Annotated in this window: 16 protein-coding genes and 1 pseudogene; 5 read left to right on the plus strand and 12 right to left on the minus strand. The window is 68.0% G+C overall.

Features of this window, described 5'->3' with window-relative positions; all coding sequences use genetic code 11:
* Positions 1-91: 91 nt before the first annotated feature.
* From ORK51_RS04935 to ORK51_RS04965, 7 genes are read right to left on the minus strand one after another with little or no spacing between them, the layout of a single operon-like run.
* Positions 92-862: a 2,3-dihydro-2,3-dihydroxybenzoate dehydrogenase gene (locus ORK51_RS04935; RefSeq protein ID WP_261996723.1), complete on the minus strand. Its 771-nt coding sequence runs from the start codon at positions 860-862 to the stop codon at positions 92-94.
* Positions 859-4,770 carry an amino acid adenylation domain-containing protein gene (locus ORK51_RS04940; protein ID WP_266084370.1) on the minus strand — a complete coding sequence of 1,304 codons (3,912 nt, stop codon included), beginning with the start codon at positions 4,768-4,770 and terminating at the stop codon, positions 859-861. The genes ORK51_RS04935 and ORK51_RS04940 overlap by 4 nt, the downstream gene beginning before the upstream one ends.
* Entirely contained in the window at positions 4,767-5,018 is a 252-nt protein-coding gene (locus ORK51_RS04945; RefSeq protein ID WP_266084371.1) for a phosphopantetheine-binding protein, read from the minus strand. Before ORK51_RS04945 ends, ORK51_RS04940 begins: the two co-directional genes overlap by 4 nt.
* Positions 5,015-5,650 (minus strand): isochorismatase family protein, encoded by a 636-nt coding sequence (locus tag ORK51_RS04950; protein WP_266084372.1) that lies wholly within the window; start codon positions 5,648-5,650, stop codon positions 5,015-5,017. Before ORK51_RS04950 ends, ORK51_RS04945 begins: the two co-directional genes overlap by 4 nt.
* Entirely contained in the window at positions 5,650-7,302 is a 1,653-nt protein-coding gene (locus ORK51_RS04955) for a (2,3-dihydroxybenzoyl)adenylate synthase (RefSeq protein WP_266084373.1), read from the minus strand. The genes ORK51_RS04950 and ORK51_RS04955 overlap by 1 nt, the downstream gene beginning before the upstream one ends.
* 16 nt (positions 7,303-7,318) lie before the next feature.
* Entirely contained in the window at positions 7,319-8,497 is a 1,179-nt protein-coding gene (locus tag ORK51_RS04960; RefSeq protein WP_266084374.1) for an isochorismate synthase, read from the minus strand.
* Positions 8,494-9,693: an MFS transporter gene (locus ORK51_RS04965; protein WP_266084375.1), complete on the minus strand. Its 1,200-nt coding sequence runs from the start codon at positions 9,691-9,693 to the stop codon at positions 8,494-8,496. The genes ORK51_RS04960 and ORK51_RS04965 overlap by 4 nt, the downstream gene beginning before the upstream one ends.
* Before the next feature lie 472 nt (positions 9,694-10,165).
* On the opposite strand from ORK51_RS04965, the gene ORK51_RS04970 reads away from it, so the two are divergent.
* The 4 genes from ORK51_RS04970 (at position 10,166) to ORK51_RS04985 (ending at position 14,511) form a co-directional block, all read left to right on the plus strand.
* Positions 10,166-12,544, plus strand: coding sequence for a ribonucleoside-diphosphate reductase subunit alpha (locus tag ORK51_RS04970; protein WP_266084376.1), 2,379 nt, complete (start codon positions 10,166-10,168; stop codon positions 12,542-12,544).
* Between the two features lie 132 nt (positions 12,545-12,676).
* Positions 12,677-13,717, plus strand: a complete 1,041-nt coding sequence (locus tag ORK51_RS04975) for a ribonucleotide-diphosphate reductase subunit beta (protein ID WP_070425230.1) — start codon at positions 12,677-12,679, stop codon at positions 13,715-13,717.
* Between the two features lie 12 nt (positions 13,718-13,729).
* Positions 13,730-14,194 (plus strand): flavodoxin, encoded by a 465-nt coding sequence (locus ORK51_RS04980; RefSeq protein WP_266084377.1) that lies wholly within the window; start codon positions 13,730-13,732, stop codon positions 14,192-14,194.
* Positions 14,188-14,511 (plus strand): thioredoxin family protein, encoded by a 324-nt coding sequence (locus ORK51_RS04985; protein WP_019184611.1) that lies wholly within the window; start codon positions 14,188-14,190, stop codon positions 14,509-14,511. Before ORK51_RS04980 ends, ORK51_RS04985 begins: the two co-directional genes overlap by 7 nt.
* A 47-nt stretch (positions 14,512-14,558) precedes the next feature.
* On the opposite strand, the gene ORK51_RS04990 is transcribed toward ORK51_RS04985, so the two are convergent.
* Positions 14,559-14,888: a DUF3817 domain-containing protein gene (locus ORK51_RS04990; protein WP_019184612.1), complete on the minus strand. Its 330-nt coding sequence runs from the start codon at positions 14,886-14,888 to the stop codon at positions 14,559-14,561.
* A 178-nt stretch (positions 14,889-15,066) separates the two neighbouring features.
* A complete protein-coding gene (locus ORK51_RS04995; protein WP_266084378.1) occupies positions 15,067-15,828 on the minus strand; it encodes an SDR family NAD(P)-dependent oxidoreductase in 762 nt (253 codons plus the stop codon).
* Positions 15,829-15,932: 104 nt separating this feature from the next.
* On the opposite strand from ORK51_RS04995, the gene ORK51_RS05000 reads away from it, so the two are divergent.
* On the plus strand, positions 15,933-16,841 hold the full coding sequence (locus ORK51_RS05000) for a LysR family transcriptional regulator (RefSeq protein ID WP_266084379.1): 909 nt from the start codon (positions 15,933-15,935) through the stop codon (positions 16,839-16,841).
* Between the two features lie 127 nt (positions 16,842-16,968).
* Here the strand turns inward: ORK51_RS05000 and glgX are convergent.
* The 3 genes and pseudogenes from glgX to treY form a co-directional block, all read right to left on the minus strand.
* Positions 16,969-19,023, minus strand: a pseudogene (gene glgX / locus ORK51_RS05005) (glycogen debranching protein GlgX); the annotation flags it as partial.
* On the minus strand, positions 19,020-19,184 hold the full coding sequence (locus ORK51_RS05010; protein WP_019184616.1) for a DUF2934 domain-containing protein: 165 nt from the start codon (positions 19,182-19,184) through the stop codon (positions 19,020-19,022). The gene ORK51_RS05010 and the pseudogene glgX, both read right to left, overlap by 4 nt.
* A 10-nt stretch (positions 19,185-19,194) precedes the next feature.
* Positions 19,195-21,741: a malto-oligosyltrehalose synthase gene (gene treY / locus ORK51_RS05015; RefSeq protein ID WP_266084381.1), complete on the minus strand. Its 2,547-nt coding sequence runs from the start codon at positions 21,739-21,741 to the stop codon at positions 19,195-19,197.

Genomic DNA, 21,741 nt, shown 5'->3' on the forward strand with positions numbered 1-21,741 from the left:
CGGGTGAACCTTAGGCGAAGCGCTGCACCCCAAACTATGAATCAAGTTGCATAAACGTGAATCTGCGGCGTAGTTCCTTTCCAGCCGCCCGTCAACCGCGCAGCGTTGCGCCGCCGTCGACATAAAGATCGCTCATCGCGATATGGCCGGCCTGGTCGGAGAGAAGAAACATGACCGCGTACACAATGTCATCCGGGCGGGCGATTTTCTGTAGGGGAATGCCTACCTTGTATGTCTCCAAACTCCCTTCAATCACGCGCTGCTCGCCCTCGGGTCCGGCCCACATCGCGGTCTGCATCGGGGTCAGCGTTGAGCCGGGCGCCACGATGTTGCAGCGGATGCCGAGCGGCGCCAGTTCCAGGCCGAGGCAACGGGTGAACATGGTCGCGGCCGCTTTGGATGCCGCATAGGCCGCCATGCCGTGCCGGGGTACGCCCGCGGCATTGGAGCTGACCGTGACGATGGCGCCTTTCCGCCGCGGCGACATCACCCGTGCGACGGCACGCGAAACGTGGAACACGCCATCGGTGTTGACCGCGAAGACGCGGCGCCATTGCGCGTCATCCGTCTCCACCACCGTGCCGGTCTGCAGGACACCAGCCACGTTGATGGCAAAGCCGATCGCGCCGATCCTGGCCTCGATCCAGGTAACCAGTGCCTCCACCGCAACCGGATCACTCACGTCGAGCGCGCAGGCATGGATGCGCGGCTGCCCTGCCCGCGCGGTGAACACGGGGGCCTCAAGATCCGTGGCGATCACGGTGCAGCCGCTGTCGTGAAGGTGCTCGGCCAGTGCCGCGCCGATCCCGCCGCCCGCGCCGGTGACCAAGGCGATGGTGCCGTCGAATCCAGTGAGTTTCATGCGGGTGTCCTGATCGTTTCAGAGCGCTGAAGCTGCGCATCGAGCCACGGCGCGATCTGCGCCACGGCATCGCGGCCGGTGAGTTCAGCGTGCAGGAAAGGAAGTTCGACCGCTTCGACGCTGGCGGAATGCGCCTGCCACAGGGCCGATTGCAGCTGCGGGCGGTCGAGGTGGTCGCGGCCGGCACGGACGTGCAGCAGCGGACCGTCGTAACGTGTGTGGTGATGGGCGCGGATCAGCCGGTTGGTGCCGGTGACCGCACGCACCACGCCATCGAGGACCACATCGGGGAGGTTGCCCAGCGCGCTGTCGCCCCGGCGCAGGAACGCCAGGATCCGCTCACGGCTGTCCAGCTCGGGATGCGCCTCCGGGTCATGGCCGGCGATGGCCAGCAGGGCGCGCAGCGCGGCGATCGGATCCGGCTCGGGTTCGGCACGCCAGCACTCGCTGGGATAGGCATCCAGCAGCGCCAGTACGCCGACCTCGTGGCCGAGCGCGCGCAGGTGCACCGCCATCGCCTGGGCAAGGATGCCGCCGACCGACCAGCCAAGCAGATGCACCGGGCCAGGCCGGCCCAGCGCGAGGATGCGCTCGGCATAGCTGGCCGCCAGTGCCTCGATGCTGGCCGGCAGTGGCTGGGCAGGATCAAGCACGGGCGACTGCAGGCCCTGCACCTCGCGGGCCGGGGCGAGCGCCCGGGCCAGGTCACGATAATTCCAGGCGATACCGCCGGCCGGGTGGATCACGAACAGCGGCGCCAGCACCGGGTCACCAGCGGCCAGCTGGATCATCGGCGCCAGCCCGTGATCGGTAGCCGCTGGCGGTGCGTCGATACGGGCGGCCAGCGCCGCAACCGTGGGGGCGGCGAACACCGCGCCGAGGCCGAGATCGCAGCGCCAGCGCTGCTGGATCGCCAGCAGCAGGTGCACGGCGCTGAGCGAGTCACCGCTCAGGGCGAAAAAGTCGGCGTCGGCACCAACCGTGCTGCGCAGCCCCAGGGTCTCGGCGAACAGCTGCGCCAGCGCCTGTTCGGTGCCGGTGCGCGGCGCCACACCGTCGGACACGCGCTGCGCCGGCGCCGGCAGCGCGGCACGATCCAGCTTGCCATTGGCGGTGACCGGCCAGTGCTCCAGTGCAACGAATGCGCTGGGCACCATGTAATCCGGCAGGCGGGTGGCCAGGTGGGCGCGCAGCTCATCCGCCTGCGGGCTGCCCGCATTGAGGTAGGCCACCAGCCGCGGCTCGCCGGGGCGATCTTCGCGCAGCAGGACGTCGGCCCGGCTGACGCCGGGTGCCGTGCGCAGGGCGGCGTCGATCTCGCCAAGTTCGATGCGCAGGCCGCGCAGCTTGATCTGATGATCGTTCCGACCGAGGTATTCCACCGCCCCATCCTCACGCCAGCGTGCCACATCGCCGGTGCGATACAGCCGGTTGCCCGGCACGAAGGGATCGGCCAGGAAGCGCTCGGCGGTGAGGTCGTCGCGGCCGAGGTAGCCGCGCGCCAGCTGCACGCCGCCCAGGTACAGATCCCCTGCGACACCCGGTGGCAGCGGCTGCATCCGCGCATCAAGCACGTACAGCTGCGTATTCCAGACCGGGAAACCGATCGGCACGGGCTGGGAGGCGTCGCTGCGGTTGGCCGGCCACCAGCTCACATCCACGGCGGCTTCGGTCGGCCCATACAGATTGTGCAGTTCGGCCTGGACGGTGGCATGGAAGCGATCGCGCAAGGCGGCATCCAGCGCTTCGCCACTGGTGAAGACCCGGCGCAGTTGCAGCCCACGGGCCGCTGGCGCAGCCAGGAACGCGGCCAGCATCGACGGCACGAAATGCAGCGTGGTGATCGAGTGCTCGCGGATCAACGCGGCCAGGGCGAGCGGATCGCGGTGCGCCTCGGGCGGTGCGACCACCAGGGTGGCGCCGCTGATCAAGGGCAGGAAGAACTCCCAGACCGAGACGTCGAAGGTGGCCGGGGTTTTCTGCAGGATACGATCGTCCGGCTGGACACCGTAATGCGTGCGCATCCATTCCAGGCGATTGACGATGGCGCGGTGCTCGATCAGTACGCCCTTGGGCTCACCCGTGGAGCCGGAGGTATAGATGACGTAGGCGGCATCGTCCGGCTGCGGCACGGTGCCGAGCGGGCCGTCGCTGGCGTGCGGCCACTGCGCCGGGGGGAGCACCGTCATCCCGGGGAACCGGTGGCAGTCCTGCTCCAGCGCCAGTACGCAGACCGGCCCGGCCGAGCGCAGGATCCGCGCCAGGCGCTCATCGGGGTGGGCCAGGTCCACCGGCAGGTAAGCCCCGCCCGCGCGCAGCACGGCGACCAGCGCGATGACCAGTTCAAGCGAGCGCGGCAGTGCCACGACCACCCTCGCCTCGCGGCCGGCGCCCTGTGCCTGCAGGTGCAGCGCCAGCGCCCGGCTGCGTTGCTCCAGCTCGGCGAAGGTCAGCTGCTGCGCCCCGTAAACCACGGCCACGGCGTCGGGCGTGCGCGCCATGCAAGCGGTGATCAGCGCGGCGAGGCTGACCTCGGGCACCGGATGTGCGGTGGCGTTGACCTCGTAGAGATAGCGCTGGGCCTCCTCCGGCGTACACAACGGCACCGAGGCGATGGGGGCACCGGCAGCCTGCACGTCCAGTGCGGCCGACACGAAATGCAGCAGGCGTGCGGCATGGGCCCGCACCTGCGCGCGGGTATACAGCGCCGGGTTGGCCTCGATCTCCAGATCGAGCACGGCGGCGCCATCGCCACGAAAGCCCAGCGTCACGTCGTCAACCGGGCCGGTGGACAGAATCTCCAGCGTCGCGTGCACGCCGTCCAGCTGCAGCGGCCGATAGAACGGCTGCACATTGACCAGCGGGCCATGCAGGCGACGCTGGCCACCGATCAAGCCGAGATCGCGACGCAGTTGTTCACCGCGGTAACGTCCATGGCGACGGCCGCGCATCAGCCGCAGGGCGACGTCGCGTACGAAGGTGTCCACGCTGCCCTCGCTGGCCTTGAGCCGCAGGGGCAGCACATTCATCACCATCGCCGGGACGCGGGCCGAGACGCTGCCCAGGCGGCCCATGAACGGGACGCCGATCACCGCTTCGGTTTCACCACTGATGCGGCGGCAGTACTCGGCGCCAAGCGCGGTGAGCAGATCCGGCCAGGGCTGGCCGATGGCGGCGGCTGCGGTGTGCAGGCGCGCCCGCAGTGTGGGATCGATGGGCGCCACGTGGCGCAGTGCATCCGCCGCCGCGGCCCCGAGGCCAGCCTGAAGGCCCGCGGCCGCCGGTGCATCGGCCATGAGCTCACGCCAGTACGCGGCGTCGCGCGTGCGGCGCTCGCTGTCACGATACTGCGCGTCTTCATCGAGCACCGGCGCCAGCGGCGCCAGCGCGCCCTGTGCGGCGTTGCCTGCGTACAGCGCGCAGACCCGCTCGGAGAGCAGGCCCATGCCGTAGCCATCGGTCGCCAGGTGATGTACGCGCAGGTACCAGACGCTGCGGCCCGGGCCGAGCAGGAACAGGCGCTGCTGGCTGAGCCGGTCGCGGGCAGGATCGACCGGGCTGAGCCGGTCGCGCTGCATCGCCTCACGGGCGGCGGCGGCCGGATCCGGATGGCCGGACAGATCCACCACCTGCAGCGCGGGCGTGTGCTGCCGGTCCACCCACTGTTCGGGCAGGCCCTGTGCGTTTTCGACGATACGCAATGCCAGCGCGTCGGATTCATGCGCGGCCTGATCCGCAGCGCGCACGAATGCAGCCACGTCCAGTCCGCCCTCGATCCACACCGCATGGGCGGTATTGAAGGCGGGATTGTCCGGCGCCAGGCGCTGGGCGTACCACAACCCGGCCTGGGCCTCGCTCAGCCCGCGAACGAGGCGCGCGTCCGGACCCGGCACCGCACGTGCGTTCATGCGCCAGCCGCGGCCTGGGCCTGCAGGCGCTGCACCACCGTCCACCAGCCGCCCAGCGTGGCGTGCTCGGCCAGGTGGCTGAACTCCAGCGCGATACCGGTGTTGCCCCAGGCCAGTACCAGCCCCAGTACCCGCATCGAATCGAGCCCCAGGTCCATCAGGTTCTCATCGTTGCTGATGTCCTCGGGCGCTTCGCCGATCATCTCGGCGACATCGGCGCGCATGCGCTCCAGGGTGAGTGCGGTCATGCGAGCGTCTCCAGCAGGTGATCGGTGGTCATCGGGATGCCGCAGGTACGGGCGATCCAATGCAGGGCCAGGTCGTGGTCGGCGCGCGAGAAATCGGCGACGGCATCGGCAGCGATGAAGCTCTCGATGTCGCGCTGGAAGCCTTCGGCCACGGTGGCGGTGCAGCCGATGTGCGCATAGACACCGGTGACCAGCAACTGGTCGCGGCCACGGGCGCGCATCATCGTTTCCAGGTTGCTGCGCTGGAAGGCGCTGTAGCGGTGCTTGACCAGCACATGGTCGCCCGGCTGCGGTGCCACGGCTTCGATGATGGCTTCATGCTCGTCGGTTGCGGACATGCCCGGGCCCCACAGATCCGCCTGCAGGCCGCGATCGCGGCGGTCCTGGCGGCCGCGCTGGGCGGTATAGAACACCGGGATGCCACGCGCACGGCAATGCGCGAGCAGGCGCGCGATGTTGGCCACGGCCGGCGCCAGCGGTGCGGCATCCGGCGCGAACGCGGCCAGGAAGTACCGCTGCATGTCATGTACCAGCAGCGCCAGGCGCTCGCTCTGCGGCTGCCAGGCGCCGCGCGGGGTGGGCAGCTCGGCCTGGGTCGGCAGGGGGTAGGGTTGGATCGTCGGCAGCGCCATCAGCGCGTTTCTCCCGTCTGTTGCATGAAACGTTCGCGCAGCTGGCCACGCAGCTCGCGGCGGCTGATCTTGCCGACCGCCGTGGTGCCGAACGCATCGACGAACACGATCTGGTCCGGCACCTTGAACGCGGCCAGGCCGCGGCTGCGCACCCAGGCTTTGAGGCTGGCGGCCTTGGTCGGCTCACCCTGGGCAATGATGAAGGCACAGCTGCGCTCGCCCAGGTAGGCGTCGGGAATCGAGACCACGGCCGCATCGAACACGCTGGGGTGCGCCAGCAGATGGTCTTCGATTTCTTCGGCGGAAATCTTCTCGCCGGCCCGGTTGATGTGATCGCTGGCCCTGCCCTGCACGACCAGATAACCGCCGGGCAGGCGCTGCACCATGTCGCCGGTACGGTAGAAACCGTCCTCGGTGAAGGCGCGGGCATTGGCCGCCGGGTCGTTGTGGTAGCAGCGGATGGTGTACGGGCCGCGGGTGAGCAGATGCCCGGTCTCACCTTCTGCGACGGGATGCCCGTGGTCGTCGACCACCAGCACTTCATCGTCCTCGCTGATCGGGCGGCCCTGCGTGGAGACGATGATCTCTTCGCTGTCGTGCAGGCGGGTGTAGTTGACCAGCCCCTCGGCCATGCCGAACACCTGCTGCAGCGTGCAGCCCAGCCCGGCGATCACGCGGCGTGCCGCTTCCGGCACCAGCTTGGCGCCACCGACCTGCACTACCTGCAGGCTGGACAGGTCCTGTGTGGTCGTCGCGGCCGCCTGCGCCCACAGCAGGGCCAGTGGCGGCACCAGGCCGACGCAGGTGACCCGTTCGCGTGCGATCAGGGCGAACGCAGTTTCCGGGCCGGCACCCGGGCTGAGCACCACCCGGCCACCGGCATACAGCGTGCCGAAGAAGCCGGGCGAGCTCATCGGGAAATTGTGCGCGGCAGGCAGCGCGACCAGATAGACGCTGTCCTGGGTGATGCCGCAGATCGCATTGCTGGCGCGGAATGAATACAGGTAGTCGTCATGCGTGCGCGGGATCAACTTGGACAGGCCGGTGCTGCCGCCGGAGATCTGCAGGAACGCCACGGACTGCGGATGCGGGTCCGGTGGCAGCTGCTCAAGATCGCCTGCCAGAGCCTCCAGCGCGGTGAACCCGCCGCCCTCGCCCACGATGATGACGTGCTGCACTGCCGGCACCTGCGCCTGGAGATCGCGCGCCAGCGTGCGGTAGTCGAAACCGTCGTAGCTCGCTGCAGCGACATAGGCACTGGCCTCGGCCTTGCGGGCGAAATGCGCGACTTCGGTGATGCGGTGCGCAGGCAATGCGTAGACCGGAATCAGCCCGGCACGGAACAACCCGCACACCACGGTGATGAACTCGGGCACGTTGCCAAGCTGGACCACGACCCGGTCGCCCGGGGCCAGGCCCTGCGCGAGCAGGCCGGCGCCGATGCGGCCGGCTTCCTGCCACAGCTGGGCATATGTCAGGCGGGCATCACCCCCGACCACCGCGATATCCCCGGCAAAGCGTTCGGCACGCTCGCGCAGGAAGCCTGGGAAGGTCTCGCCACGCCAATGGCCGGCGGCACGATAGCGCGCGACCAGGGCCGGCGGCCAGACCTGGCGCAACGGCACCCGGGAGGAAGAGAAGGATGCGTTCATGGACAACTCCCGCACATCAGAATGGACGAACGTCATGGACGCCGAGCGCGGTCAGCAGGGCCATGAACTTGGCAGCCGTTTCGGCCACTTCGAGATCGGGTTGCGAGCCCGCGACGATGCCGGCACCGGCATACAGGCGCACCTGCGTGCCCTGCACGCGCGCGCAGCGGATCGCCACGTACCAGTCGCCATCGCCCTGGGCATCGGTCCAGCCGACAGCGCCGGCATAGAAACCGCGCGCCACCGGTTCAGCCTGGCGGATCAGCGCCAGTGCGGGGTGGCGTGGTGTCCCGCACACCGCCGGCGTGGGATGCAGCAGTGCCACCAGCGCGGCCGAGGAAACCGTTGCGTCCTTGAGGGTGCCGTGGATGCGCGTGCCCAGGTGCCACATGGTGGCGGTGGCATGCAGCGTGGGCTGGGGCTGCGCCTCGACGCGATGGCACAGCGGCGTCAGCGCTTCAACGATGGCCTCGACCACGTGGCGGTGCTCATCATGGTCCTTGGCCGAGGCCAGCAGCGCCTCGGCGGCGCGGGCATCCTCGGCAGGATCGGCCGAACGACGTGCCGAGCCCGCCAGCGGATGCGACAGCACGCGCTCGCCACGTTTGGAGACCAGCAGCTCGGGAGTGGCGCCGACCAGCCAGGCAGGACCGGGGCCGCCTTCTGAAGGCACCGGCACCACGTAAGTGGCTACGCTCGGATCCCTGCCCAGCCGCGCGGCCAGCACCCGCGGGTGCAGTGGCTGCGCGGTGGTGACCCGCAGGCTGCGGGCCAGCACGACCTTTTCCAGCGCACTATCGGCGCGCTGCAGTTCCGTGACGGCGGTGGCGACCGCGCCTGCATAGGCCTGCGCAGGCGGTTCAGCCAGCACGTCACCGACCACTGTGGGGGTCTCAACGCGGACCACCGCGGGTTGGCCGGACACGTGATCCGGCTGGTACAGCGCATCGGCCTGCTCGGGATCGAACGGCACCGCGCCGACCAGCAGCCGCGGGCCGGAGCGCGGTGCGGCGAAGAAGGCGTCTACACGTTCGGCCAACGAGGCGGTGGGGCCCGACGGCAAACGCGCACGCACGCCCTGCGCTTCGAGTGCCTGCTGCGGGCTGCGCAACAGGAAGTACGGGGTGTCGGCCATGTCGATGGCGGACGCGTGGGTCAGCTCGTCCGCTGCCTGGTTGATCAGCATCTCGTTCATGCGGCACCCCGCTGGCGGTGGATCGCGGCAGAGACCGCCAGGACCAGCAGCACCGCGCCGACCAGCAGATACGGCGCGCTGGGTGACCACCGGTACAGCAATGTGCCGATCATCGGCCCGACCACCATGCCCATGCCCTGCACCGAGGCCACGGTGCCGGCGGCGGCGCCCTGCTCGTGCGCCTCCACCGAATCGGCGGCCAGCGCCTGGAAATTGGGGAACACGAAGCCCATCCCGAACGCTGCGACCGCGTAGCTGGCCAGCAGCTGCCACGGCACGCTGACCAGCGCGACCGACGCAAAGCCGAGACCGGAGATCAGCGCGCCGACCACGATCCAGCGCGTGGGGCGGATGTCCTTGAGCTTCATCACCAGGCCCTGGGCGAAGATCAGGCCGACGCCGACCGCGGTCAGCGCCAGCCCGGCCATGCGTGCGCCATCTGCGGGCGACAATTGAAGGCGGTCGATGGCGAAGAAGCCGACCGTGACCTGGGCGATGGTCACCGAGATCATCGCGGCGAACACGGCCAGCAACGGCAGCCGCAGGCGTGCATCGCCCAGCCCCAGCGTTGGCTTGGGGCCGCTGTGCGTCGGCGCGACCGGCGGGGTGTTCGGCAGGCGCCACCAGATCATCAACAACGACAGCAGCGGCAACAGCGCGGCCACATACAGCGTGAGGGAGAGGTTCTTGTAGGCGATCCAGCCGGCGGCGGCAGGACCCAGCACCATGCCCAGCGCATTGGCGGTGCCGAGCTTGGCCATCACGCTGCCGCGCTGCCCCGGCGCAGCCTGGTCGGCAACGATGGCTGCGGCGGTCGGTGGCACGGCGGCGTAGAACAGGCCGACCAGAGCACGCGTGCCGACCAGCACCAGCACCGACACCCAGATGGCCGGCGGTGAAGTCAGCGCCACATCCACGAAGACCGCCAGCCCCAGATAGATCACTGCGTAGGCGGCCAGTGCGATCAACAGCACGCGCTTGCGGCCGATGCGATCGCTGAGCGCCCCCCAACGGCGGGCGGCGAGCATCCACAACACGCCGGCCGCGGTGACCGACAGCCCGGCGTGCCATTCGGCCAAGCCCAACACCCGCACCACCGGGCCGATCACGGACACGAACGCCATCATTGCCATGGTGCCGAGCAGCGCGGCGGAAACGAGGGCGGGCAAACCGGATACGACAGGACGTGCAGACATTGAACACCACAGCCAATAAGAAGTTGAACCACGCGGTGCGCCGAGGCGCGCGCGGTTCTGCCATCCGGTTGCGAATGCATCACCGCCCTGTGATCCATCAAATGATAACGGCTCGCATTTGCGTTTGATAGTGCAGTCTGTACGGGATGTTCATGTCGCCGGGCCCGCCGCCCCCTGCGACAAAAAAGCACTACATCTACGGTTGACGATCCACCACGACCCCACTATGTTGTGTCCATCGGCTCCCCGCTTCCGCCAGGCCCGGTGCACCGTCACGACGCCGCGTCGCAGTAGAACGCCCCGTCGTATCCCCTGACCGGCGCCTGGAAGCAAGGCCCGTTGCCACCGATGTGAGCCTGCGGCGACGTATTCCTGCACACGCAGGGCCTGCCCACCAATCACGCCTTCTGTCCGGCTGCCGCACGGCTCTGCCGCGCCGCCTGCTGGGCACTGCGCCATGCATGGAGAACGCATGAACACCGACGACACCGTCGCCTCGACCGCCACCCCACCCACCGACACCGCCCTGGATGCCGCCACCGGCGGTGAAACACTGTGGATCACCAAGGAGGGCGGCAACCGACGCATGCCCTTCGACCAGGCGCGACTGGAACGCACGGTGCACAGCGTGCATGCCGAGTTCCCGCAACTGGACGTGGCCGACTATCTACGCAGCGTGCTCGGGCAGATCGCCCGGCGGCAGCAGCTCAGCGCCGATGAGATGGTGGACCTGCTGATCCGCGAGGCCGAATCACGCATCGACCTGACCGCGCCGGACTGGGAGCACTTCGCCGCCCGCCTCTACCTGCGGCGGCTGTACAAGCGCGCCAGCAAGAACCGCTTCTACGATGCCACGCTGAAGTACGGCTCGTACGTGGGACTGCAGGAAAGCCTGGCCGACCGCAATGTCTACTCGATCGACATCCTCAAGGCGTATTCCAAGGATGAACTGGAGGAAGCCGGGCAGATGATCGAGCCCGAGCGCGACACGCTGTTCGCCTACAACGGGCTGTACCTGCTGGCGACCCGTTACCTGGCCACCGATCACTCGCGTGCCGTGTACGAGCTTCCGCAGGAACGCTGGCTGACCATCGCGCTGTACCTGATGCAGCACGAACACGAGCATGGCGAACGCTCGCGCCGCCGGCGCATGCTGCTGGTGCGCGAGGCCTATTGGGCGCTGTCCAACCTGTACATGACGGTGGCGACGCCGACCCTGGCCAATGCCGGCAAGGTCGGCGGCCAGCTGTCCTCGTGCTTCATCGACACGGTGGACGACAGCCTGCAGGGCATCTACGACTCCAACACCGACGTGGCGCGCGTCTCCAAGCACGGCGGTGGGGTGGGTGCATACCTGGGCTATGTGCGCTCGGCGGGCTCATCGATCCGGGGCGTGGCCAATTCCTCCGGCGGCGTGGTGCCGTGGATCAAGCAGCTCAACAACACTGCGGTGAGCGTGGACCAGCTCGGCCAGCGCAAGGGCGCGATCGCGGTGTACCTGGATATCTGGCACCGCGATATCGAGGCCTTCCTCGATCTGCGCCTGAACAACGGCGACCAGCGCCTGCGCGCGCACGACGTGTTCACCTCGGTGTGCCTGCCCGACCTGTTCATGGAAGCGGTGGAGCGCCGTGGCGACTGGTACCTGTTCGATCCGTACGAGGTGAAGCGGATCAAGGGCTGGTACCTGCAGGATTTCCACGATGAGCAGCGCGGCCAGGGCAGCTTCCGCGAGAAGTACGAGGAGGTCGTGGCCGACGAACGGATCAGCCGGCGCACGATCAAGGCCATCGACCTGTTCAAGCGGATCATGGTGAGCCAGCTGGAGACCGGCAATCCCTTCATGTTCTACCGGGACGAAGTGAACCGGAAGAACCCGAACAAGCATGCCGGCAGCATCTACTCCAGCAATCTGTGCACCGAGATCCTGCAGAACATGAGCCCCACCCGCATGATCCAGGAGATGATCAGCGGCGACCAGATCGTGACGACCAGACAGGCCGGCGATTTCGTGGTGTGCAACCTGTCCTCGATCAACCTGGGCCGTGCGGTCACGGCCGCACCGGACCTGCTGACCAGCGACGTGCTCGAGCGCCTCGTGCCGATCCAGGTGCGGATGCTGGACAACGTGATCGACCTCAACCAGCTGCCGGTGCCGCAGGCGACCATCACCAACCGCAAGTACCGCGCGATCGGGCTGGGCACCTTCGGCTGGCACCACCTGCTGGCCCTGCAGCAGATCGAGTGGAACTCGCCCCAGGCCGAGGACTACGCGGACAGCCTGTACGAGCGCATCAACTACCTCACCATCCAGGCCAGCATGACCCTGGCCAAGGAAAAGGGGCGCTACAGCGCGTTCGTCGGCAGCGAGTGGCAGAACGGCGAGTACTTCCGCGCCCGTGGCTATGACAACCCGGCCTGGCGCGAACTGGCCGCGCAGGTCGGCGTCAACGGCCTGCGCAATGGCTGGCTGATGGCGGTGGCCCCGAACATGAGCACCGCCCAGATCGCCGGCTCCACGGCCTCGATCGACCCGGTGTACGGCGCGTTCTACTACGAGGAAAAGAAGGACTTCCGCCGCCCGGTGGCTGCGCCGGACCTGTCGCTGGAGACCTATCCGTACTACGAGAAAGGCGCCTACCGGGTCGACCAGTTCGCCAGCATCCGCCAGAACGCCCGCCGCCAGCGCCACGTGGACCAGTCGATCAGCTTCAACCTGTACGTGCCCAGCACCATCCGCGCCAGCACTCTGCTCGCGCTGCACATGAGTGCCTGGCGCGAAGGGCTGAAGACGACCTACTACGTGCGCTCCAACGATATCGACATAAGCGAGTGCGAATGGTGCGGGTAGGCGCATCGCATTCGCGCTGACGCTCCCATGGTTCGCTGCGCAAACCATGGGCCCCGCATTACAACCACCCAGACCCCCGCCGCTTCGCGGTCGCCCCCTGACTCAGGGGGCTCTGCTCCAGGACACACCCTCATGGCCATCCCCCTCGAACGCATCAAGATCCTCGAACCGCGCCACCCCAACCGCTCCACCGGCATCATCAACGGCCGCACCAGTGGCATCCTCAACTGGAACGACATCCCCTACCCGTCGTTCTACCGGGCGTACAAGGAGCTATCGACCAACTTCTGGATTCCCGACGAAGTCGACATGAAGGGTGACGCGCGCCAGTACGGTGAGCTCAATGCCCGCGAGAAGAACGCCTACGACTCGATCATCGGCCTGCTGGCCACGCTGGACTCGCCGCAGACGCGCTTCATCTACAACGTCGCCGAGTACATCACCGACCCGGCCGCGCACGCCAACGCGGCGATCATCGGCCAGCAGGAAGTGATCCACAACGAAAGCTACAGCTACGTGCTGGCCTCGATCGCCGGCCTGGCCGACCAGAACCGGGTGTTCGAGATCGCGCGTACCCACCCGACCATCCTGGCCCGCAATGCGCCGATCATGCAGTCCTACGATGACTTCATGCGCGAAAAAACCGCCGAGACGCTGATCCGCGCGTTGATCCAGTCCTCGATCCTGGAAGGCATCAACTTCTACTCGGGCTTCGCGTTCTTCTACAACCTGGTCCGCCAGAACCGCATGACCGGCACGGGCAAGATCATCAGCTTCATCAACCGCGACGAGCTGGCCCACACCAAGTTCATCAGCGAACTGATCCGCGCCATCATCGGTGAGAACCCCGCCCTGCAGGGCGAGCAGCTGACCGCCTACGTACACGAAGCCTTCGAGCACGCCATCCAGCTGGAGACGCGTTGGACCGGGGAAGTGCTCGACGGCATCGACGGCATCGACGTGGACGAGATGATCCGCTACGTGAAGTACCGCGCCAACAAGATGGCCGGCATGCTCGGGATCGAGAAGCTGTACAGCGAGACCAACGTCAACGTGATGCCGTGGATCAAGGCCTACGCCGACAACTTCACCGAAACCAAGACCGACTTCTTCGAGATGCGCAACGCCAGCTACAAGAAGACCAATTCGGACAACGGTTTCGACGATCTGTAAGGACGCATGCCGATGCATATCCTGCTGGCCTTCGCCTCGCTGAGCGGCAATACCCGCGAGGTCGCCATACTGGTCCGGGCCCGATGCGAAGCGCTGGGCCACCGCGTGGACTGGCTCGACGTCGATGCCGGCGACATCGCCCGGGCCTTGCCCGCCGATCCCCCCGCCCTGTGCCTGCTTGGCTCATGGACCGACAACGCCGGGCGCACCCCGGCGGAAATGAAGGACTGCGTGGCCGCGCTGCGGGACCGTTTCGGGTTGCCACTGCCCTTCCCGGCCGCGGTGTTCGGCACCGGCGAGACCCAATGGGGCGACGAGTACTACTGCGGCGCCGCGCACCGCCTGGCGCGCTTCTTCCACTCCCCGTCCCCCGTGCTGGAGATCGAGCAGATGCCGCACGGCGCCGCCGACACCCACGCCATCCACCACTGGACCGACGCCGTGTTGGCCACTACCGAGACATCCACGACATGCTGACCCTGCACGCCCGGACTGCTGAGGATTACCACGCCGCCCTGCGCGAACACCCTGCGCTGCTGGTGGACTTCCACAAGGACGATTGCCCCGGGTGCCGGATGCTGGAGATGTCGTTGGCCAGTGTCTCCGGCGCCATCGCAGACGCCGGGATGACGGTGTTGAAGGTGAAGCTGGAAACCGTGGGTGAGGGCTTGTTCCGCGAGCTGGGGTTGCGCCAGACACCGACGCTGCTGGTGGTGCGCGACGGTCACGAAACCGCCCGACTGGCGGGGTTCCAGACGCCGAAGCAGATCCTGGCGGTGTTGGGCGCGGGGTGACGCCCTGGACGGTAGGCCCGCGATTGCGCGGGCTTACCGTGGGGGCTTCAACGCAGCGGCGCGGACAACAGCCCCCGGCGCTTGAACCACCATTCCAGCGGCAGCGTGACCAGCGGCGGCACCGCCGCGGCCAGTGCCAGCAGTGCGGCCCACCACGGCCAACGCAAGCGGATTGCAGCCAGGACCGACACCACGACGTAGACCATGAAGGCGACGCCGTGCACCGGTCCAAACACCTTGACGCCGACCGGCGTTGGATCCGCTGCGTGGTACTTGAAATACATGCCGATCAACAGGCCGGCCCACGTCAGGGCTTCTACGAAGGCCACCGTGGCGAAGACGCGGCCCATAGGGCTGAGTGGCGAAGCAGTCTTCAAGGCAGGCTCGAGCGTGGCGGAAGGACCCGCATCATAGCCATTGACGGCGCTTGATGCGAACCATTCTCACTCGATCAACCGAGCGCGTCACGACCCACGGTTGTGACCGGCCCTCGATCCACTGCCAGCAATGACAACCGCGCATGCCACACGATGGCGGCCTCGACCGCCCGCGATCTCAGACGAACATGCCGCCCGACGCTTCCACCCGCTGCGCGTTGATCCACGCCGTCTGCGGCGACAGCAGCGCCACCGCCACCGGACCGATGTCGTCGGGCTTGCCCGGGCGGCCCATCGCGGTGACCGAGGACACCATCGCATTGACCTGCGCGTCGTCGCGCACGCGGCCGCCACCGAAGTCGGTTTCGATCGCGCCGGGGGCGAGCGTGTTGGCACTGATCCCGCGGGCGCCCAGTTCCTTGGCCAGGTAACGGGTAAACACTTCGATGCCGCCCTTCATCATCGCGTAGGCCGAGCTGCCCGGCAGCGAGAAGCGTGCCAGCCCGCTGGAGACGTTGAGGATGCGGCCGCCATCGGCGAGCAGCGGCAGCACCGCCTGGGTCAGGAAGTACGGTCCCTTCAGATGGACCGCGACCAGGGCGTCGAACTGATCGACCGTGGTGTCGGCGATCATCGCGTGCAGGCCTTCGCCGGCGTTGTTGAGCAGGCCCTGCAGCTGGGTCTCGCCCCAGCCGTCGAGCACGCTGCGGACCTGGCTGGCGAAGGCGGCAAAACCGGCGCTGTCGGCCATGTCCAAGGGAAGCGCGGCCGCGCGACGGCCGAGTGCTTCGATCTGCGCGACCACTTCCTGCGCGGCACCGGCCTGGCTGCGATAGGTGAGCACGATATCGGCGCCGTCGGCGGCCAGTGCGAGGGCGGCATTGCGGCCCAGGCCGCGGCTGCCGCCGGTGATCAGGACGACTCGGGTTGCGTTGCGCATGTCAGTACACCTGCGTTGTGGGAATGGTTGTCAGCCTATTGGTGTTGCGTGCGCGGATAAATCGGCGGATGCTGATTTGACTATCCAATAATCACGAACAATCCATGGATCGCCTCGATCACCTGCGCTGCTTCCTCCGGGTGGCCGAACTCGGCTCCTTCACCGGCGCCGCCGACAGCCTCGGTCTCCCCAAAGCAAGTGTGTCGCTGGCCGTGCAGCGGCTGGAAGCGGATGTGGGTGTGCAACTGCTGCATCGGACCACCCGCCGGGTGCAGCTGACCGCTGACGGTGCCCAATTCCAGGCGCGGGCACACGATCTGCTGCATGACATGGACGACCTGCAGGGCATGTTCCGGGTCGATACGGCGCAGCTGAAGGGGCGCCTGCGGGTGGATATGTCCAGCGGGCTGGCCCGGCAACTGGTGATACCGCAGCTGCCTGCCTTCCTGGCCCAGCACCCTGGCGTGGAGATGGAAGTGAGCGGTACCGACCGCCGGGTCGATCTGATCCGCGAAGGGTTCGACTGCGTGCTCCGGGTCGGTCCACTGGACGACAACACCCTGGTGGCCCGCCCGCTGGGCCAGCTGCCGATCATCAACTGCGCCAGCCCGGCCTATCTCGCGGCTCGGGGCACGCCGACCACGCTGGCCGACCTGGCCGGCCACGCGCTGGTGCATTACGTGAGCACCCTCGGTCAGCGTTCGCCCGGATTCGAGTATCACGACGGGCAGACCTATCAGAGCCTGCCCATGGCCGGTGCGGTGACGGTCAACAGTGGCGAGGGCTATACCGCCGCAGCCCTGGCCGGGCTGGGGATCATCCAGGTCCCGCTGCTCGGCGTGCGCCAGGCACTGGCCGCGGGCACCCTGGTGGAGATCCTGGCGGAAGTGAAAGCAGAGCCGATGCCGGTGACCCTGCTCTACGCGCAACGCCGTCATCTACCCCGAAGGGTGGCGGCATTCATGGACTGGGTGGCCGGCGTGGTCCGGCGCGAGCTGGACCAGGAGCGCTGACCTGGGACCTCCCGGCACGGCGTCGTGCCGGGAGGACTGGGACAACTCAGCCTTCCGTATCGGAATGGCGGTTGCGGCGACTGCTGAGCACCACGATCGCGCGGTCCGGCAGTGGCCAGTGGCCTTCCGCATCCGCCTGCAGCGGCGCACCGTCGATGGTGCTGATCAACACGCGCCAGTGTTCATCGTCGATCAAGGGCGGCACGAACGCCTGCGGCGCGTGCGAGGCATTGAACATCAACAGCAGGTGCGCATGCTCGGGGCCGCGCGGCGTGTCTTCCTGACGGGCGGCCCCCAGGTGCAGCGCCAGGCTGCGGGCCTCGCCATCGTGCCAGTCGCCCTCTTCCATGGGCTGGCCATCCGGGCGCAGCCAGCGCACGTCATAGCCTTCGCCCTGTTCGTCGCGGGCGTCCAGGAAGCGGCCGCGGCGCAGCTGCGGGTAGCGGCGGCGCAACGACAGCAGCCGGCGTACGAACAGCGACTGCTGGCGGCCTGCCGGGCTGGCGGCCTGCTGCCAATCGATCCACGTGAGCGGGTTGTCCTGGCAGTAGGCATTGTTGTTGCCGCCCTGGCTGCGCGCGAACTCGTCGCCGGCCAGCAGCATCGGCGTGCCCTGGGCGAGCAGCAGGCTGGCCAGCATGTTGCGCATCTGCCGCGCCCGGATCGTGTTGATGCCCTCGTCGTCGGTGGGGCCTTCGGCGCCGTGGTTGAAGGAGATGTTGTTGTCGCTGCCGTCGCGCCCGTCTTCGCCGTTGGCCTCGTTGTGCTTGTCGTTGTAGCTGACCAGGTCATTAAGGGTGAAGCCATCGTGGGCGGTGACGAAATTCACCGACGCGGCCGGCCGCCGTCCCTTGTGGTTGAACAGATCGGCCGAGCCCATCAGGCGGGTGGCGAACTCGGCCAGCTGGCCGCCATCGCCGCGCCACAGTGCCCGCACGTTGTCACGGAAACGGTCGTTCCATTCGGCCCAGCCCGGTGCGAACTGCCCCAGCTGGTAGCCACCCGGCCCGATGTCCCACGGCTCGGCGATCAGCTTGACCTGGCTCAGCACCGGGTCCTGGCGCACGGCATCCATGAAGCTGCCCGACGGATCGAAGCCGGCGCGTTCGCGGCCCAGGATGGTGGCCAGGTCGAAGCGGAAGCCATCCACGTGCATGTCCTGCACCCAGTAGCGCAGCGAGTCCATCACCATCCGCAGCGCACCGGCGTTGGTCAGGTCGAAGGTGTTGCCGGTGCCGGTATCGTTGATGTAGTAGCGCGGGTCATCGGCAAGCCGGTAGTAGCTGGCATTGTCGATGCCCTTGAACGACAGCGTCGGGCCGAGCTCGTTGCCTTCGGCGGTGTGGTTGTAGACCACATCCAGGATCACTTCCAGCCCGGCGTCATGCACGCAGGCCACCATCTGCTTGAACTCGGCGATGGTGGAGGTGGACATGAAGCGCGGTTCGGGCGCGAAGAAGGCCAGCGTGTTGTAGCCCCAGTAGTTGCGCAGGCCGCGCTCGAGCAGATGCTGGTCGTCCACGTGGGCATGGATCGGCAGCAGTTCCAGCGCGGTCACGCCGAGCTGGCGGAGGTGATCCAGCAGCGCGTCCTGCTTCAGCGCGGAGAAGGAGCCACGTGCCTGCTCGGGCACCTGTGGGTGCAGCATCGACAGGCCGCGCAGGTGGGCTTCGTAGATGACGGTGTCATCCCACGGCGTGGCCGGTGCGGTGTCGCGGCCCCAGGTGAAGGCCGGATCGACCACGGCGCAACGCGGCATGTACGGCGCGCTGTCGCGTTTGTCGAAGCTCAGGTCCTTGTCCTTGTGCCCGATCGTGTAGCCGAACAGCGCCGGCGCCCACTTGAGCTGGCCGACGATCTGCTTGGCATACGGATCCAGCAGCAGTTTGTTGGGGTTGAACCGGTGCCCGGCTTCCGGTGCGTAGGGACCATGCACCCGGTAGCCGTAGCGCTGGCCGGGCCGTGCGTCCGGCAGGTAGCCGTGCCAGATTTCATCGGTGTACTCGGGCAGCACGATGCGCTCGACCTCACGGCCACGCTCGTTGAACAGGCACAGCTCGACCTTGGTCGCATGCCGGCTGTACAGCGCGAAGTTGACGCCCAGGCCATCCCAGGTGGCCCCCAACGGGAAGGGGCGTCCGCCCCGCAGGCGCGAGGACTGGGCAAACTGGCGGGCACTCATCGGCGCGTCTCGACGGTGTGGCCCGCGGCCTGCAGCTCGGCATCGAACAGTCGTTCGGCCATCAACCAATGCCGTTGGTCCTGTCCGTCCGGACGGCCTTCGGCTTCCCAGATCTGGCGGGCCAGGGCCCCGATGCGTTCACGTCGTTCGTTTTCGTCCATTGCGCTTGCTTCACTCGTTGATCAGCAGGGTCACGGGGCTGCCATCGGACAGCGCCCGCAGGGAAATATCGGGGTCGGTGATTTCTACCGACGTGCCGGTGAGCAGATTGCGATAGCGCCCCTGCGGAATCGTCACGCGGCCCGTGCCCCAGAACCGGGCAGGCAACGCCGCCGTGACTTCCTGCGCGGGACGCACGGTGGTGGCGATCGCGGCGACCACGATCAGCCGCTGCGTGCCGTGTTCGCGCGCGAAGGCCAGCACGCGATCGGGCAGCGTGGTCGGCAATGGCACATAGCCGCCGAGCGCGAACAGCTCCGGGGCGCTGCTCCGGGCCTGCAGCAGGGTCTGCACCAGGCGCGCCTTGGCCACGCCATCACGCCACCCCTGCAGCAGTACTGGCCACGTACGCCCATCCTGGCGCCAGTGCGCACGCAACGCATAGTCCACCGGCCGCCGGTTGTCCGGGTCCACCAATGACAGATCCCAGCCTTCTGTGCCCTGGTACAGATCCGGCACGCCCGGCACGCTCAGCCGCAGCGCGGTCTGGCTCAGGCTGAAACGCGCCCCGGCCGGCGCGATGCGCGCCACGACGTCCTGCACGGCCGCGCGGAACGCCTGCCCGGCATCGCTGTCGATCAGTGCTTCCACCACCGCCGCCGCGCACGACTCGTAAGCCTCATCCGGATGGCCCCAACTGCTGCGCTGGCCACCCTCGCGCAGCGCCTTGGCCTGCCACTGCACCACGCGCGCAGCGAGATCAGCGCCTGATCCACCCTCGGCCGGCCAGACCGAGACCAGTGTCTGCCACAGCATCTCGCGGTCCGCCGCATGCAGTGCACCGGCACCGAGGGACGCTGCGAGCCGTTCGAAGCGACGCACCTGGCGCAGCCACCATTCGGGCCACGCTGACACCACCGCCAATCGCATCCGGGCGTCTTCGCCGCGTTTATGGTCATGCGTGGCCGTGGCAAGCAGGCTGCGCGGGTGCTGGTCGTGGCGGGCGCGCATGAACCCATGGAAACGCGGTGCCGACACACTCAGTACCGTTGGATGGCTACCCACCTCGTTGCGGGACAACAGCGGCGCATGCCGATAGAAGCTGCTGTCCTCCACTGCTTTGGCGTTGAGCGGCGCGCTGAGCAGCTGGGCCCGCTGCCGCAGCGCCAGGCAGCGGCGATGCAGCACCGGGTCATCCTCCTGCGATGGCGGCGCCAGCACCCACGCGGCGATCTGCTCGACCGCAGCCACCTGGTCCGGCGCGCTGCCGGCGATGGCCGCCTCGATGGCCTGCTGCCACAGCCGCAGATCCTCGGCGCCCGGAGCCGCGTGGGTGAGATAGCTGCGGTACACCGGGAAGTGACTCAACAGGGACAACGCCGCGCGCGCCAGCAGAGGCCTGCCGAAATCAGCGGCGATGCCGCCGGTGAGGCGCGAAAGGCGGACGAGGCGCGCGACGAAAGCATCGAATTCGGCCCGCAGGCCCTGCTCCAGCACGTCGCGCCGGGCCTCCAGTTCCACCTCGCGGAAGCTGCGGGGGTCACCAGTGACCTGCTGCCAGTGCCGTGTCAGCGGGTTGCCGCCAGCACCGCTGTGCAGCAATGCACCGACCTGGTCCATGAAGTCGTAGCCGGTGGTGCCATCGCACGGCCAGTCCGCCCGCAAGGCTTCATCCGGCGCCAGGATCTTCTCCACCCACAGGCCCAGCGCGCCAGGCGACAGCCCACGGCGGGCGCCGGCAGCGTCCAGCGCTGCACGCAGCCGGTGCAGGTAACCGGCGGGATCGCGGAGTCCATCCACATGGTCCACGCGCAGGCCATCCACCCGTCCCTCCGCCACCAGACGCAGCGGAAGTGCGTGCACGGTCTCGAAGACATCGCGGCGGTGCATCTGCAGCGCGACCAGCGAGGCAATGGTGAAGAAGCGACGGTAGTTGATCCGGTCATCGCCACTGCGCCACCACGCCAGCCGGTACGGCTGCGCCGCCAGCACGCCGGCCAAGGCCGGTGCCGTCAGCTCCGACCCGCCTGCGGCCCAGGTAGAGGGCGCCAGCGGATACACGGTGCCATGGTGCGCGACGCCCGCCGATCCGTCGGCGGCGCGCTGCACGGTGAGCACGCCTTCGGCGATCGCGCTGGACAGCGGTCGATCCAGCACCGGCAGCCACAGCTTGCCGTCACGCCCCGGTGCGCGCCAGGCGATGTCGAACCAGCCGGCATGCGCGCTGGCCTTGCCGTGGGCCAGCACATCGGCCCAGTACGGATTGAGCGGGTGCGCCGCCATGTGGTTCGGCACGATATCCAGGATCAGGCCCATCCCGCGTGCGCGCACGGCATCGGAAAGACGCTGCAATCCGGCCTCCCCGCCCAGCTCCGGATTGACCGTGGTGGGATCGATGACGTCGTAGCCATGCGTGGAACCGGGCACCGCGCTGGCGATCGGCGACAGGTACAGGTGACTGATGCCCAATGAAGCGTAGTAATCCACCTGCGCGCGGGCCGCATCGAAATCGAAGCCGGCGTGCAGCTGCAGGCGGGCGGTGGCGCGGAATGGAACCAT

This window comes from Stenotrophomonas sp. RIT-551 (assembly GCF_026241915.1).
In the GTDB taxonomy this organism is placed as follows: Bacteria; Pseudomonadota; Gammaproteobacteria; order Xanthomonadales; family Xanthomonadaceae; genus Stenotrophomonas; species Stenotrophomonas bentonitica_A.

Coding starts and splice junctions, on each gene's coding strand:
- ORK51_RS04935 (WP_261996723.1), bottom strand. CDS start 862: ATGAAACTCACTGGATTCGACGGCACCATCGCCTTGGTCACCGGCGCG.
- ORK51_RS04940 (WP_266084370.1), bottom strand. CDS start 4,770: ATGAACGCACGTGCGGTGCCGGGTCCGGACGCGCGCCTCGTTCGCGGG.
- ORK51_RS04945 (WP_266084371.1), bottom strand. CDS start 5,018: ATGACCGCACTCACCCTGGAGCGCATGCGCGCCGATGTCGCCGAGATG.
- ORK51_RS04950 (WP_266084372.1), bottom strand. CDS start 5,650: ATGGCGCTGCCGACGATCCAACCCTACCCCCTGCCGACCCAGGCCGAG.
- ORK51_RS04955 (WP_266084373.1), bottom strand. CDS start 7,302: ATGAACGCATCCTTCTCTTCCTCCCGGGTGCCGTTGCGCCAGGTCTGG.
- ORK51_RS04960 (WP_266084374.1), bottom strand. CDS start 8,497: ATGAACGAGATGCTGATCAACCAGGCAGCGGACGAGCTGACCCACGCG.
- ORK51_RS04965 (WP_266084375.1), bottom strand. CDS start 9,693: ATGTCTGCACGTCCTGTCGTATCCGGTTTGCCCGCCCTCGTTTCCGCC.
- ORK51_RS04970 (WP_266084376.1), top strand. CDS start 10,166: ATGAACACCGACGACACCGTCGCCTCGACCGCCACCCCACCCACCGAC.
- ORK51_RS04975 (WP_070425230.1), top strand. CDS start 12,677: ATGGCCATCCCCCTCGAACGCATCAAGATCCTCGAACCGCGCCACCCC.
- ORK51_RS04980 (WP_266084377.1), top strand. CDS start 13,730: ATGCATATCCTGCTGGCCTTCGCCTCGCTGAGCGGCAATACCCGCGAG.
- ORK51_RS04985 (WP_019184611.1), top strand. CDS start 14,188: ATGCTGACCCTGCACGCCCGGACTGCTGAGGATTACCACGCCGCCCTG.
- ORK51_RS04995 (WP_266084378.1), bottom strand. CDS start 15,828: ATGCGCAACGCAACCCGAGTCGTCCTGATCACCGGCGGCAGCCGCGGC.
- ORK51_RS05000 (WP_266084379.1), top strand. CDS start 15,933: ATGGATCGCCTCGATCACCTGCGCTGCTTCCTCCGGGTGGCCGAACTC.
- ORK51_RS05010 (WP_019184616.1), bottom strand. CDS start 19,184: ATGGACGAAAACGAACGACGTGAACGCATCGGGGCCCTGGCCCGCCAG.
- treY (WP_266084381.1), bottom strand. CDS start 21,741: ATGGTTCCATTCCGCGCCACCGCCCGCCTGCAGCTGCACGCCGGCTTC.